This window comes from Alteromonas sp. 009811495 (assembly GCF_028865455.1).
Taxonomy (GTDB): domain Bacteria; phylum Pseudomonadota; class Gammaproteobacteria; order Enterobacterales; family Alteromonadaceae; genus Alteromonas.
In genome coordinates this window covers 397,135-412,278 of record NZ_CP113972.1, presented here as the reverse complement: position 1 = coordinate 412,278, position 15,144 = coordinate 397,135, and the positions used below count along the sequence as shown (strand labels likewise).

The following is a 15,144-nucleotide window of genomic DNA, read 5'->3' as shown; positions in this document are numbered from 1 at the left end:
GTTGTAAAGAAAGTAATGAGTAGGAGTGTTTTTAACATGACGATTGGGGCTTCAATGCCACCTACAATCGATGATCGCTTTGAAAATATGATTGTCTCCCCTGAGCGTGTTTTTGAAATGCTTGGGCGTCGTCGTGTTGGTGAAGTCACCTATGAGCAATCTGAGCAAGGCGATGCACGCCGACGTCTCTTACATGTAGAAAAAGTTGCTATCGAGAACAAACGGCTTCAACAAAAATCAGAAGCGAGTTACGTCGAGAGTATAAATCATCAACTACATGAAATACTCCTTGGAGAAATGACTGAGTATTTGAGTCACACAGCCGAGTTATGCCAAGCGACCCTTTCCATACCAGAAAATATGGGTGAGTTGCTCGATGCATTATCGGTAAGGGCATGCACTATTTCGAAGCTAGAACCCATCGCCGCTAGCATGCCGCGGCTTTATGACGATCTCATTGCAGTGGTAAATACTCCGCGTTTTCGCCGCAAGGACTCTCGTGGGCGCATTATTGTGGTAGAAACGTTAAGAACAGCACTGAGTTTCTTGGGCATAGAGAACTTAAGGCTGTTAATCCCCTACTTCGTTCTTAAGCGTGCGTTACCTCAAGTGACCGACCCATACCCTCAAATAAAGCAAAAGTACCTAGCCTATGCCACTGGCGTTGCACTAACCGCAAAGCATTTGGCCGGTGAAACAGGCTTAAATAAGAATGAAGCCTATACACTGGGTATACTCAGCAATTTGGGTCGCTGTGCGGTCACTCGTTTGTACTTTAAACTTTTCGACAAAATACAGATGCATTTGCTACAAGAATGTCAAAAAGATAAAGAGCAGAAACGTCACGCTGCGCTACTTAAAATTACACCTTCTGCAAATCACTTAATAGCACTACAGCAAGAGTTTGCCGACTCGGTTACCGCAGACATTTTTGCGCATATGCAAATGACACGGTTACGCTTAGCTGACGCTATGCGATTATGTGCAGACAATGCGCCAGTGGAACGAAAAACGCTTAGTAAAACGCTTCATCAAGCTCGCACTTATGCGCAAGTACGTATGCTGCATCAACTCAAACTGGTTGAAATGAAAGAAATTAAACCACTTTTTAGCGAGCAGAAATACCCAACTGGGAGCCTTGAAGTGTTAAAATCTATTGACGTTTTCACCCTCCCTTTGGTGAAAAACGAAGCTCATTAGTAAATTTTTATTGGATATTCATGCACTCATTATTCGAATGAGTGCTACCTTTTTACTCAATATCAGGCGAATTTTTGTAAGGATACACTGACCCCCAATGTACCTTTACGCCTTTCTCGTACTGGCATTCCTTGTTAACACTAAAAGCTATATATCAGTATTTAATAGTTATTCACTTTTAATGCAAATTAAGCCACAGTCCTTATAAATAAAGGGCTACAGCCATTTACAGTGAAGACAAATGTTAAAAAAAATGGCATACTGTTAGCCAATTTCGATTAGTTTTTACGCGCCTAAGTCAGCTTTTGTTGCTTGTGAAAAGAATAAACGCTTTCGTCATAAGAGTAACAAACTGCAAACCACATTGTGTGTTTGGCGCCCAACGCAGAGGTAACAAAGATGAACGTAACTCGCGCTACATTTGATGATGTAATGGTTCCTAACTATAACCCGGCAGGTATGGTACCCGTTCGTGGTGAAGGTTCGCGTGTTTGGGATCAAGATGGTGCTGAGTACATCGACTTTGCAGGCGGTATTGCAGTAAACGTGTTAGGTCACTGCCACCCAGAGCTAGTGAAAGCATTAACCGAGCAAGGCAGCAAACTATGGCATTTAAGTAACGTATTTACTAATGAGCCAGCACTTCGCCTTGCTAAGAAGCTGACAGATGCGACGTTTGCAGAGAAGGTTTACTTTGCAAACTCAGGTGCAGAAGCAAACGAAGCTGCACTTAAACTTGCGCGCCGCTTCGCATTAGATAATTTCGGCGAAGAGAAAAACCAAATTATTGCTTTCAATAAAGGCTTCCATGGCCGTACATTCTTTACCGTAACGGTAGGTGGTCAAGCGGCTTACTCTGACGGTTTCGGTCCTAAGCCAGGTGCAGTAGATCACTGTGATTACAACGACCTTGCTGCCTTTGAAGCAATGATTTCTGACAAAACTTGTGCGGTAATGATGGAGCCGCTACAAGGTGAAGGCGGTATCATCCCGCCAGATGCTGACTTTGTAAAAGGCGTACGCGAGCTGTGTGACAAGCACAATGCACTACTTATTTTTGACGAAGTACAATCAGGTGTTGGCCGTACAGGTCACCTGTATGCATACATGGGTCTTGGTGTAACACCAGATATTCTGACTACAGCTAAGTCACTTGGCGGTGGTTTCCCAATTGGTGCAATGCTAACCACAACTAAAATTGGCGCGCATCTGAAGGCAGGTACACACGGAAGCACATACGGCGGTAACCCACTAGCGTGTGCTGTGGCAGAAAAAGCATTTGATATTGTTAACACACCAGAAGTTATGGAAGGTGTTCTTAAGAAAGAGGCATTGTTCCGTGAATTGCTTGGAGCGATTAACGATAAGTACAATGTTTTTGAAGAAGTTCGTGGTCAAGGGATGCTTCTTGGTTGCGCGCTAAATGAAAAATATCAAGGTCGTGCTCGCGACTTTATGATGGCGGCAACAAAAGAGAATCTAATGTGTCTTGTTGCTGGCATGAACGTTGTTCGTTTCGCGCCATCACTGGTAATTCCAGATGAAGACATCAAAGAAGGTCTTGCACGTTTCGAACGCGCGGTAGCTGCCGTTGTAAACGCCGAATAATTACAACACGAGTAGCGAACATGAATATCATTCGCCCTATCACAAAAGCAGATTATAACGCGCTGAAAGAGATAGCTGTCGAGTCGGGCATAGGCTTTACGTCTTTGCCCGTTAACGACGAGTTACTACAACGCAAAATTGATCGTGCCGAAACTGCGTTTAACAAAGCAAACGTTACCGAGCCTGGCGATGAGTCATACTTGTTTGTAATGGAAGATACCACCACCGGCCAGGTGGTCGGTACGACAGGTATTGAGGCTGCCGTTGGCATAGATGATGCGTTTTATCATTATCACTTGAGCAAAGTGGTACATGCATCACGTGAGCTTAACATCCATAACACAGTGGATATCCTTACTTTCTGTAACGATTACACTGGCGTAACAGAGATTTGTACACTGTTCCTTCGCGAGCAGGCACGTGGCGGCATTAACGGACGCTTTCTATCAAAAGTACGCTTCTTGTTCATGATGGAGCACCGTGAGCGTTTCTCTGAGACCGTTATTGCAGAAATGCGTGGTGTAAGTGACGAAGAAGGTCGTTCACCATTTTGGGAATGGCTTGAAACGCATTTCTTCTCGTTGGATTTTCCAACTGCTGATTACTTAACGGGTATTGGCAATAAGGTATTTATTGCCGAGCTTATGCCTAAATATCCTATCTATGTGAACTTACTCAGTAAGGAAGCACAAGATGTGATTGGAGAGGTGCACGAGAAAACACGCCCTGCACTACAGCTTCTTGAAGAAGAAGGCTTTTCATGTCGCGGTTACGTAGACATTTTTGATGCAGGGCCGACGGTAGAAGCAAACCTTAGCCATATTCGAACGGCACAATCGAGTTTGAAACTACCGGTGGTTATTGATGACAGTGCAGCGGCCCAAGGCCAAACGCATTATATAATCAACACCTCAATTTCTGATTTTCGCGCCGTAGCCACCGAGATGACAGTAAGCGAAGAGCAAAACGTTGCTGTATTGTCTCGCCAAGCTGCTGCGGCACTTAACGTTAAAGAAGGTGAAGAAGTTCGCTTTGCACCTGTAACGTTTAGAGACTAATAAGGACACCCACAATGCTACATACACATTTTATAAACGGTGAATGGGTTGCCGGACAAGGTCATGACCTTAAGTCAATTGACCCAGCTAAGAACGAAGTAATTTGGGAAGGCAAGTCTGCTACTGCCACCCAAATTGACAATGCGATTAATGCAGCGCGTGCCGCATTACCTGCGTGGAGCATGAAAACCGTAGAAGAGCGCCTTGAAATCATCAAGGTATACGGCACCAAGCTTGAAGAAGCGAAAGCGCACCTTACCAAGGTAATGGCTAAGGAAACAGGCAAGCCTGAATGGGAAACGGCCACCGAAGTGGGCGCCATGATGGGTAAAATCGGCATCTCAGAAAAAGCGTATTTTGAGCGCACCGGTAATGTTGAAAACCCTATGCCTGTGGGCAAAGCATTTATTCGCCATAAACCACATGGCGTGGTGGCGGTATTTGGTCCTTACAACTTCCCAGGTCATCTTCCTAATGGGCACATTGTACCTGCGCTGATTGCAGGCAACACCGTTGTATTTAAGCCAAGCGACCTAACCCCAATGGTTGCGCAAGAGATGGTTAAACTATGGGACGCGGCAGGTCTACCAGCCGGCGTGCTTAACCTAGTACAGGGTGAAGTTGAAACAGGTAAAGCACTTGCCTCTCACAATGACATCGACGGCCTGTTTTTCACCGGTAGTTCGCGCACGGGTAAAATCTTGCACGAACAATTTGCAGGTCACCCGGGCAAAATTTTAGCCCTTGAAATGGGTGGCAATAACCCACTAATCGTTAAAGATGTAGCAGATGTTGATGCAGCGGTGCATGATATCGTGCAATCTGCATTTATTACTTCAGGTCAGCGCTGTACTTGTGCACGTCGCCTGTTTTTACCTGCAGATGCACAAGGCGACGCAATACTTGCACGTTTAATTGAAGTTACTAAAAACATCAAAGTTGGCGATTACGACGCTGAAGATCAGCCATTTATGGGTGCAATGATTTCAAGTAATGCTGCTGCGCTAATGGTAAAGGCTCAACAAGAGCTAGAAAACCTTGGCGGTAAGGTATTAGTTCGCTTAGAACAAAAAGACGAGAACAAAGGGTTCGCAAGTCCGGGGATTATCGATGTGACGGACATGCTGTCTTCGCTACCTGATGAAGAGCACTTTGGCCCACTACTTAAAGTCATTCGTTATACCGACTTTGACGCAGCCATTGAAGAAGCGAACAATACCAGCTTCGGTCTTTCAGCGGGTCTGTTAGGCGACAACGAAGAAGACTATCGTTATTTCTTTGCGCGTATTCGCGCAGGTATTGTTAACTGGAACCGCCCAATTACGGGTGCCAGCAGTGCCGCACCATTTGGTGGCGTGGGCGATAGCGGTAACCACCGCGCCAGTGCATTCTACGCGGCAGATTACTGTGCGTATCCAGTCGCTTCTGTGGAACTTGAAAAAGTTACCATGCCTGGAGCGTTAAGCCCTGGTTTAACAATGTAATACTACTGTGGCTAACACTGTATTGGTGATAGCCACATTATTACCCTACATATTCAAACCTACTTAAAAAAAGTAGAAGACAGAAAGGACCCTACAACTATGCATAGCAGCATCGATACGTTGTTTAGCAACATGTGGGACGATTACGTGACTATCACTCCTTCTGCGCACAAAATTCACGCGCTGTTAGCTGGAGAAGAAAACACGAACGACATCGTTAACGACCATGTTGCGTTTAGAACATTTGCGCTTGATAAAACGCGTCTAGACAAGCTCGCGGCACATTTTCTTGCATTGGGCTACGAAGCGAAAGGCGACTATGACTTTGAAGCCAAAAAGCTAACGGCAAAGCATTTTGAACATCCAGACGATACCAAGCCTAAAGTATTTATCAGTGAGTTACGTGTAAACGAACTATCAGAAGATGCGCAAGCCATTATCAAAAGAATGGTCGAACAAATGCCAGCTGAAGTGGTTGAAGCAGATAACTTTTTGTACTCAGGCAAGCATTGGGACGTGACAAAAGCAGAATATGATACCTTGCTTAACGAGTCTGAATATGCGGCGTGGATGGCGGCATGGGGATTCCGTGCGAACCACTTTACGGTAAGTGTAAACCATCTTACTCGTACCAACGAGCTTGAAGACGTTAATACCCTATTGAAAGAAGCAGGCTTTGTGCTTAATACATCAGGCGGCGAAATCAAAGGTGGTCCAGACGTTTTCTTAGCACAGTCGTCTACCATGGCTGATCGCGCTGACGTCGTCTTCAGTGACGAAACGGTATCAATTCCAAGTTGCTTCTATGAATTTGCACAGCGCTACGACATGCCAAATGGTGAGCGTTACCAAGGTTTCGTGGCTGCCTCTGCAGACAAGATCTTTGAAAGCACTAACGCCAAATAAATCGCGTTAAGTCTTAAGCATACAAAAAGCCCATTCACTTAATTGCAGTGTGTGGGCTTTTTTTTTAGCCAATAAGTGCCTCTTATTTTAGTGCTCGTCATGGGCAAGATTTAACGTGACGGATCGTGAGTGTGACGAGCAAGAAACTGATCGTAAGGCATAGGTTTGTCAAAATAAAAACCTTGCATCAAATGCACGTCGGCTTGTTCAATAAACGGTAAGTAAGATTCAAGTTCCACACCTTCAACGACCACATCAATTTGCAAGCTTTTAAGCATCGCAACTAACCCTAAAAACAATGCATTTGCCTTGCTGTCTTTGTGAATACCTTGCACCAAGCTTCTATCTACTTTCACCACTTCAAATTGAAAGCTACGCAAATAGCTCAACGACGAAAATCCGGTTCCAAAGTCATCAAGTGATAACTTAAACCCCCTCTCTCGTAGTTCGGTTAATGCGCGAAGCGCCTGCTTTTCATCGCGAATAAATACCGATTCTGTTAATTCCAGTTCGATGCACTCAGGAGAAACATGACTTAACGAACAAATATGCACAGCTTCATCAGGAAAGTTTGAATCTAGCAACTGATTGGCTGTGATGTTTACCGACATGGGAATAGCTTCGCCCTGCTGTGATTCCATAATGGAAATATAATCACAAGCAGACTCTAACGCTTGCAAGCCTATGGCGCGGTCGAGTTTCTGTTCTTCTGCTATCGGAATAAAAACGGTGGGGGAAACCACGCCGTGTAAACCTGATATCCATCGACACAGTACCTCTCCCCCTTTGAGTTCACCATTTGATGCATACTTGCCTTGGATATAAAAATCGAGCAAGTGATTTTCAACAGCGCGTCGTAAGTCATTGGCCATGCTGATTTGCTGAGTCATACTTTCATATAACCCAGGTTCGTATACAAACGCTTGCCCTTTACCAAGCTCTTTTGCTTGATACATGGCCGCATCGGCGCATTGAATTAAGCTCTCTATACTGTCGCTATGCTCAGGGTACTGCGCTATCCCAATACTTGCAGATAAACGCATTTCCGTGTTTTTAGCGTAGATTACGTCTTCTTCTATTTGCTTAATCAATTGCTGTGACTTTTCAACAACACTATCAATATCTTGTTCAGGCAATACCACAATAAACTCATCACCGCCCCAACGTCCTACTTCACCAATTGGGCCGAACATTCCCGTGAGTAAAGCACCAATGCGTTGTAGTTCGGCATCACCGCGTTCGTGTCCAGCATTGTCGTTAATCGCTTTAAAACCGTCTAAGTCGACAAAAACAAGTAGAAAGTGCTGCGATTCATTCGCATATTTTGTCACCGCTTCACGCAACGCGTTTCGATTAGCAAGCCCGGTTAAATCGTCGTGCAGTGCCAGTTGGCGCAAGCGAATTTCGCTGCGTTTCTTATCGCTTATATCGCGCATTGTCGCGATAAGGTAGGAAGAGGCCTGCTGAAACGTGTCAAATAGCGCCAGTGAAACATCCACCACCTTGCCTTCACCTTTTTGAGTGACAACTTTCGACTCGAAGCGAACCTGCTTTTCGTCTACCAACCGCGTTTGATCAACCTTCTCTTCGGTTAATAGCTCGTTGAAATTTAAGCCTAGACATTGCTCTTTTGTACCTGCACCTAGCAACTCAATAAACGCTTCATTGCACTCCGTTATTATCAAGTTGGGAGTCAGTACCAACATAGGCTCTCTAGAACTGGCAAACGCAGAGGCCATCAAATGAAACGATTGTTCTGCTTTTCGCTGTTGAGTGATATCTTTTGTGGTACCAACAATATGAAGTGCTTCTCCTGCTAATCCTCGTCGAAGCACCCGCCCCCTTAAACGTACCCACTGGTAGTCACGATCTAGTTTTAAGCGAAATGAAAACTCAATGCGCTCACGATTACCGTGCAGTGCCATGGTCCAATGAAACTGCAAATTCTCCATATCGTCTTCATGCACGCGCCGCATTAACTGAATAAGCGTACCTGACCACGTTGAAACGCTTTCAGAATGTAGCGAAAAAGAACGGATTTCCATCACATCCGTTTCAGCTTGCCAACTCCAAAATGACTCTTGTGACGCCCACAGTGCAAGCTCGAGGTTCTTCTGGGCAAGCTTGCTTTGCTGTAGCATGTTGTACATGTCTAGACTTTTTTGGGTCAGAATAGCTTCCGCTGACTCCCGTGCAACACGTTGACGTTTTAACCGCCTTTGCAAAACGGCAAATTGCTTTTCTGTGTAAGTCGATTTGCCTGACATAACTGTATTACTGCAATAGTGAAATGCTAAATTCGTAAGTATGAGGCTTATCTATCTGATAGGTTTCCCGCGCTAATTTACACCCATAGAAGTCGGCAGCGGCATCCATAAGCCCTTCGGCTAAAGAAAAAAGTTCTCGCTCTGAGTAGTATTGAAGACGCATTGCATTATCGGTGCGTGAAAGCACCGTAAATCGGGGAAGATCCGCATCGGGATATAACTTCTTAACCTGTACATGGATATCACCATCTAGATGCTCAAGCATATCCAGCATTCCATTGGCATTTGCAAGTACTTCGCCGTGCACGGCACCAAGCTTACCAAAAAGGTAATAGCCAAAGTCATATAACAGTTCATTGGCCGATTTACCTGTTTTTTCCACTAAAACACCAAGCAAGCGTTGCATTTCTTCAAAAGGGTAGTAACCAACCGCTGTGTAAGCTCCGTCATTCTCAAGCTCTGCTTCAACAATGACATCGTCAGCAAACTCTGGTGACACCTTTTCTTCCAGCATATCAATTAACGATGTAAAAACTATGCCTAGCATGTACGTTCCTCATTCAGTTTCTTTAATGAGTGTAGTCCAGCTAAGCATAAGAACAACTTAAACTTTCTGGTAAAATTAACATTCGTCAATCCACAAAAGCTTTTCAATACGCATAAAAAAAGCGCCCGTATCGGCGCTTTTTTCATGCGTGGTTTACTCAGTCTTCTGTTGAAGAATCACTTTCCTCGAAGACCACTTCAACGCTGTCTACACGCTGTAAGCCGCGTGGAAGTTTATTTCCGCGACGTCCACGTTCGCCTTGATAATGGGTTAAATCGTCCGCAGTAAGCGTCATGTTGCGCTTGCCTGCTGATACTTTGATAGACGCACCATCAGGCACCACGGTCAGTACTTTGACAAATTCTTCGCGAGACTTCGCCTTGGCTGAAGGAATATTGATGAGCTTATTCCCTTTCCCCTTCCCGAGGCTTGGTAAGTCTTTCAGCGGGAACAATAACATACGACCTTCGTTTGAAATACTCAAACACCAGTCAGATTCAGGATTAGACACAGCAGTAGGCTTCATCACTTTGGCCGCAGTGGGCAATGACAAATACGCTTTACCCGCCTTATTTTTGCTTACCATATCTTTGAACGTACCCACAAAGCCGTAGCCTGCATCAGAGCCGACTAAAAACTTACTTTCATCCTGCGCCATAATGACATGTTCGAAGGATTCTCCGCCGACAATACTGAAGCGCCCTGTTAGCGGCTCTCCTTGGCTTCTGGCCGATGGAAGCCCATGCGCATCGCAAGCAAAGGTACGCCCTGATGTGTCCATAAAGACCGCAGGTTGGTTACTTTTACCTTCAGCACTCGATAAGTAAGCATCGCCAGCCTTATAGCTTAGACCTTCTGCATCAATGTCATGCCCTTTCGCACAACGCGCCCATCCCTTTTCAGACAGTACAACTGTGACTGATTCAGCAGGTACTAGCTCTTTTTCAGATAGGGCTTTTGCTTCGCCACGCTCTATAATTGGTGAGCGACGGTCGTCACCGTATTTTTCAGCGTCAGCGAGAATTTCTTTTTTAATCAGCGTCTTCAAGCGACGATCTGACCCTAGCAATTGCTGAAGCTTGTCACGCTCTGCTGCCAATTCATCTTGCTCACCCTTAATTTTCATTTCTTCGAGCTTCGCAAGATGACGAAGTTTCAATTCTAAAATGGCTTCTGCTTGTTTATCACTTAAGCCAAAACGCGACATTAATTCTGGCTTTGGCTTATCGTAAGTGCGGATAATTTCGATAACTTCATCGATATTTAAGAACGCAATTAACAAACCTTCTAGAATGTGCAGTCGAGCAAGCACTTTATCTAAGCGATACTGCAAACGACGCGTCACCGTGTCTTTGCGATATTGCAACCACTCCCACAGGATAGTGCGCAAGTCTTTCACTTGTGGACGCCCATCAAGTCCTATCATGTTCAAATTCACACGATAGTTCTTCTCCAAATCGGTGGTAGCGAATAAATGTTGCATTAATTGTGTTACATCAACGCGGTTAGAGCGAGGCGTGATGACCAAACGTGTTGGGTTTTCATGATCCGATTCATCGCGAAGATCGCTTACCATCGGTAGCTTCTTCGCCTGCATTTGTGCGGCTATTTGCTCAAGAATTTTGGCTCCTGACGCTTGGTGCGGAAGTGCGGTAATAATGACATCACCATTTTCTTCCATATATACAGCGCGCATTTTTATTGAGCCGCGCCCTGTTTCATACAGTTTTTGTATATCCGCTTTCGGTGTAATGATTTCAGCTTCGGTTGGATAATCAGGCCCGTTTACGTGCTCAAGCACATCTTTTAACTCGGCCTTGCTGTCATCAAGTAGCATGGCACACGCATTGGCAAGTTCTCTCACGTTGTGCGGGGGAATATCCGTTGCCATGCCCACGGCAATACCCGTCACGCCGTTAAGAAGTATATGGGGTAAACGCGCTGGCAATACACTCGGCTCTTCTAAGGTACCGTCAAAGTTAGGGACCCAATCTACCGTGCCTTGACCTAACTCATTGAGTAGTACTTCCGCGAAGCGTGACAACTTTGCCTCGGTATAACGCATCGCAGCAAATGATTTTGGATCGTCAGGTGCTCCCCAGTTGCCTTGACCGTCAACTAAGGGATAACGGTACGAAAATGGCTGAGCCATGAGTACCATTGCTTCATAACAAGCTGAATCACCATGAGGATGAAATTTACCTAGCACGTCACCCACCGTACGCGCCGATTTCTTGTACTTTGCGTTCGCGCTTAGGCCAAGATCTGACATAGCATAAATAATTCGACGCTGCACAGGCTTTAAGCCGTCTGCAATATGGGGAAGCGCCCTATCCATGATGACGTACATGGAATAGTTAAGATAAGCGTCTTCGGTGAAACGTCGCAGAGGAAGTTGTTCTACCCCGTCGCGGCTAATGATGATCTCGTCACTCATGATGTTTATTCATTTTGTTATTTATACTGAAGTGTTCGCAAGAACCTATTATTACTAAGCAGATATTTTAGCGCAATTACCCGCTAGCTTATTGTGGGGTAAACCGTGTTTAGGTGCAATCCTTGTTATACAAACTGTTAAGCTGAGTGCATTGGCCTTTACCGTAGACTTTGTCATTACACTAAGACAGTGGTTTAATACAAAAAAGGGTAGAGCCTAGAGCGTGTTGACCTTTGCGGTACACTTTTTGTTCATTCCAAGCGAGTATCAGGCAATGAACGAGTTGCGTGGTTTGGTTATTCCAAATTAGCGACGAGTAAAGCCGCATGAGGCTCGCTTGGATGAACCTTTCAGGCAGCAATTGTTTAGCATTTATACTGCGTCTGCGCACACTTATGTAGATGGCTACACGACGTGTGCACTTCCTTGTCTAAATGCTAAACACTTTGCTGCAAAAACGTACGGCAAAGGTCAACACGCTCTAGAAATACAAAGAATAAATCATGACGACTAAGCACTATTTTCGCGTTTTACTACTATTAGCATGCCTTGCGTGTATCACGGTGTCGTCGTTGGCTCGGGCACAACACATTCAGCAGCTTTTTGACGAACAGAGCACTCTCGATTTATCTGACTCCTTGTATTTTTTGTTTGAAACAGACTATCAACTCACCATTAGCGACGTGTCACGCCGTCGTAATGACTTTTTGATGCACCCCCACGACAATCCAAATTTTGGCTTTCGCAATAATGGTATGTGGCTACTTACCCGTGTTGCCAATGTATCGAATGAAAAAGACTGGGTGTTCACAATTAACTTTAGTCAACTTGATAGCGTTGACTTTTACGTCGTACAAGACGGCAAAGTCATAAAGCAAAGTCATCAAGGCAAAGCCCAGAAAGAGCAGCGTTTTCGTGTCCCCACGCTGCGCGTTCAGCTTAATAATAGTGAACCTATTGAACTCTACATCCGCATAGAAAGTCGCTCCTCAAGTTTGATTGCGCCTTTAAGAGTGCAAGCTGAACCATTGCATAGCAGCTACTTTCAGATGGACAGTCTCCTGTGGGGTTTGTTCTACGGCGGCTTATTAATTCTTGCAGTATACAACTTAGCACTGTTTTTCGGCGTGAAAGAAAAGAGTCTGATTGCCTACGTCGGCTATATCCTTGCGGTTATTTTATGGCAGTTTGTGTGGGGAGGGCATACTCACTTAATATTTAGTTCAGGGATCCCATTATGGCTTGTCGGTCATAGTGAACTCATTTTCGTTATTATTGGCATTAGTTCAGGCCTCTTCACCGTCACGTTTTTAGAAACTGAAGAGCATGCACCTACTGCGCATCCAATTATAAAGATATTGCTTGTGTGCCAAGTACTCACAGGGGTGGCATGCTTTATTGATTTACTTCCCCCCATATGGAAAAACAACCTGGTTTATGGCGTGGGGCTTATCGCCATTTTAAGCTATATTTCTGCGGGTTTTGAGGCGTTTTTCAATAAGTTTAAACCCGCGCGCTACTTTATTTTTGCTTGGACGATGCTCGCCACTGGCGCCATTATTGGCATGTTGAGTTTAGTGGGCGTGTTGCCGTCAAACGACTTCACAACGTACTGCTTCCAAGTGGGCGTTTTCTTAGAGTCAGGCTTGTTCTCATTCGCGCTAATGGAGAAAAGCCGCAGTCAGTTAGAAAACGAAGTGGAGCAAGCGACCAACGACTTGCGCAACAATATGGAACTCATTGAAGAGCAAAATGCACGTCTAGATATTGCCCGTAAGGATGCAATTAAAGCAAGCAATGTGAAATCACAGTTTCTTGCCAACATGAGTCATGAAATCAGAACGCCTCTTAACGCCATTTTGGGTTTTAGTAAGGAGTTGAATAATGCCGCTTTACCGCCTGATCAACAAGAGCAGGTACGCATTGTCAATACTGCGGCAGATAACCTATTAACCATTGTTAACGACGTGCTCGATTTTTCAAAAATTGAAGCGGGTAAGCTTAAAATCAACAATCAACCGTTTGCCCCTAACAAGTTACTCGAAGAGATGGTCACCATTATGGCGAAGTCATCTCACAGTAAACGTATTGAGTTTGTTTTCGACTTAGGGCCTTTACCAGAAAAGCTTATTGGCGATGTTTTTCGTATTAAGCAGGTTCTCAATAACCTGTTGAGCAATGCGCTTAAATTCACTTCTCACGGCATCATTCGCTTTGCGGTACATGGTCGTTCTCTTCCACACGGTATTCACGAACTTAACATTACCGTTGAAGATACAGGTATTGGAATTAGCCGTCAGGATCGTAAAAAGCTATTTAGTGCCTTTTCGCAAATTGATGATGCGCTTAACAGAAGCTATCAAGGTACTGGGCTTGGCTTGGTCATTAGTAAAGAGTTAGTGCGGTTGATGAACGGCGAACTCACGCTTAAAAGTACAGTTGGCCAGGGTTCAACTTTTTGCGTTTCGCTGCGCATGAACCAACTCAGTCAAAAGTTTTCGCTATCTTCAGATGAAGACTGGCAGAACAAGCGCGTGGTGCTATTCGATCCAGTCCCAGCCACTCGCCGCGCTAGCGCCAATATGCTTAGCGCGCTAGGCGCAAATATCATTTCTGTTGAGTCGTTAGATTTCCTTGCAACGCTCAATGACCAATATGACTTTTTGATGGCGACGGTGCCAGTGTCTAAACTGGCTTATCGCGATAGTTATCTTAGCCGCTTCGTTCATTTTCCTGCTAAAAAACGGGTGTTGTGGTACTCAGGTCCAGAACCTTTTGTACAGTATCCTAGCCTACCTCAACATTTTTACTCTCAGGTCAGAATGCCGATGACGTTAACCAAATTGGACAACTTAGTTCATCAGCAAAGCACACCCGTCAAAAATGCGATGCAAGAACGTATCGAGATTCTGCCGCGGGCAAAAGTGTTGGCCGTTGATGATATGGAAATGAACTTAAAACTATTGCATACATGGTTAGACAATTCGCCGGTCGCGCTTACTACGACGATTAGTGGTCAAGATGCCGTTAATCAGTGTCAAACTCAAGAATTCGACTTAATTCTAATGGATGTGCAAATGCCAGGGATGGACGGATTACAAGCCACGCGAGAAATAAGAAAGTCACCTTTGAATATGGGAACGCCTATTGTTGCGGTAACTGCACATGCCTTTAAGGAAGAGCAAGAGCGTCTGCTTGCTTCGGGTATGGATGATTATTTGCCAAAACCAATTGAAGTTGAGCTACTGATCGATTTGATAAAAAGTTGGTGTCATGACGTTGAGCCTAGCAATATTGTCTTCCCCTCTATCGATTGGCAACTTGCACTAAAGCGTGCCAATCAAAACCAAAATACCGCAAGAGAACTGCTAGAAAACTTCATTTCATTGCTGCCAAGTGCCATTGAAATCATAGAGTCGATGTGGAGCGCGCGTGACTTCACGGGTCTTAAAGCCGAAGTGCACAAACTGCACGGAGCTTGTTGTTACACTGGATTGCCGCGGTTACAGGAGTTGGTTAGTGAACTAGAAAGCGCACTTAAACGTGAATTGGTTGAGGAGGTTCAATCACTTATTCCTGAATTGATAAAAGAATCGGAAAAGGTACTGTCTGAAAATAATGGCACTCACTAGTGCCA

At 44.8% G+C, this 15,144-nt stretch carries 9 protein-coding genes; 6 read left to right on the top strand and 3 right to left on the bottom strand.

Translation table 11 applies throughout. The annotated features are described in order from the left end of the window. Window positions 1-36: 36 nt before the first annotated feature. The 5 genes from OZ660_RS01785 (at window position 37) to OZ660_RS01765 (ending at window position 6,256) form a co-directional block, all read left to right on the top strand. Window positions 37-1,200: an HDOD domain-containing protein gene (locus OZ660_RS01785; RefSeq protein ID WP_274742354.1), complete on the top strand. Its 1,164-nt coding sequence runs from the start codon at window positions 37-39 to the stop codon at window positions 1,198-1,200. A gap of 399 nt (window positions 1,201-1,599) precedes the next feature. Then, on the top strand, window positions 1,600-2,808 hold the full coding sequence (locus OZ660_RS01780) for an aspartate aminotransferase family protein (protein WP_202263306.1): 1,209 nt from the start codon (window positions 1,600-1,602) through the stop codon (window positions 2,806-2,808). A gap of 20 nt (window positions 2,809-2,828) precedes the next feature. Beyond that, on the top strand, window positions 2,829-3,866 hold the full coding sequence (gene astA, locus OZ660_RS01775) for an arginine N-succinyltransferase (RefSeq protein ID WP_202263305.1): 1,038 nt from the start codon (window positions 2,829-2,831) through the stop codon (window positions 3,864-3,866). A gap of 14 nt (window positions 3,867-3,880) precedes the next feature. Beyond that, window positions 3,881-5,350: a succinylglutamate-semialdehyde dehydrogenase gene (gene astD, locus OZ660_RS01770; protein ID WP_274742353.1), complete on the top strand. Its 1,470-nt coding sequence runs from the start codon at window positions 3,881-3,883 to the stop codon at window positions 5,348-5,350. A gap of 99 nt (window positions 5,351-5,449) precedes the next feature. Then, window positions 5,450-6,256 (top strand): DUF1338 domain-containing protein, encoded by an 807-nt coding sequence (locus OZ660_RS01765; RefSeq protein ID WP_202263303.1) that lies wholly within the window; start codon window positions 5,450-5,452, stop codon window positions 6,254-6,256. 110 nt (window positions 6,257-6,366) lie between these two features. On the opposite strand, the gene OZ660_RS01760 is transcribed toward OZ660_RS01765, so the two are convergent. From OZ660_RS01760 to parC, 3 genes are all read right to left on the bottom strand, one after another. Further along, a complete protein-coding gene (locus tag OZ660_RS01760; protein WP_274742352.1) occupies window positions 6,367-8,523 on the bottom strand; it encodes a putative bifunctional diguanylate cyclase/phosphodiesterase in 2,157 nt (718 codons plus the stop codon). Window positions 8,524-8,530: 7 nt separating this feature from the next. Next, window positions 8,531-9,070, bottom strand: a complete 540-nt coding sequence (locus tag OZ660_RS01755) for a heme NO-binding domain-containing protein (RefSeq protein ID WP_159627357.1) — start codon at window positions 9,068-9,070, stop codon at window positions 8,531-8,533. A gap of 157 nt (window positions 9,071-9,227) precedes the next feature. After that, complete coding sequence (gene parC / locus OZ660_RS01750; RefSeq protein WP_274742351.1) at window positions 9,228-11,507, bottom strand: DNA topoisomerase IV subunit A; 2,280 nt, start codon at window positions 11,505-11,507, stop codon at window positions 9,228-9,230. A 503-nt stretch (window positions 11,508-12,010) separates the two neighbouring features. On the opposite strand from parC, the gene OZ660_RS01745 reads away from it, so the two are divergent. Continuing rightward, entirely contained in the window at window positions 12,011-15,139 is a 3,129-nt protein-coding gene (locus OZ660_RS01745) for a hybrid sensor histidine kinase/response regulator (RefSeq protein WP_202263299.1), read from the top strand. Window positions 15,140-15,144 lie beyond the last annotated feature (5 nt).

Bases quoted from the DNA above. Each gene is read 5' to 3' on its own strand.
- OZ660_RS01755 (WP_159627357.1), bottom strand. From the start codon at position 9,070: ATGCTAGGCATAGTTTTTACATCGTTAATTGATATGCTGGAAGAAAAG.
- OZ660_RS01780 (WP_202263306.1), top strand. From the start codon at position 1,600: ATGAACGTAACTCGCGCTACATTTGATGATGTAATGGTTCCTAACTAT.
- OZ660_RS01765 (WP_202263303.1), top strand. From the start codon at position 5,450: ATGCATAGCAGCATCGATACGTTGTTTAGCAACATGTGGGACGATTAC.
- astD (WP_274742353.1), top strand. From the start codon at position 3,881: ATGCTACATACACATTTTATAAACGGTGAATGGGTTGCCGGACAAGGT.
- OZ660_RS01760 (WP_274742352.1), bottom strand. From the start codon at position 8,523: ATGTCAGGCAAATCGACTTACACAGAAAAGCAATTTGCCGTTTTGCAA.
- astA (WP_202263305.1), top strand. From the start codon at position 2,829: ATGAATATCATTCGCCCTATCACAAAAGCAGATTATAACGCGCTGAAA.
- OZ660_RS01745 (WP_202263299.1), top strand. From the start codon at position 12,011: ATGACGACTAAGCACTATTTTCGCGTTTTACTACTATTAGCATGCCTT.
- OZ660_RS01785 (WP_274742354.1), top strand. From the start codon at position 37: ATGACGATTGGGGCTTCAATGCCACCTACAATCGATGATCGCTTTGAA.
- parC (WP_274742351.1), bottom strand. From the start codon at position 11,507: ATGAGTGACGAGATCATCATTAGCCGCGACGGGGTAGAACAACTTCCT.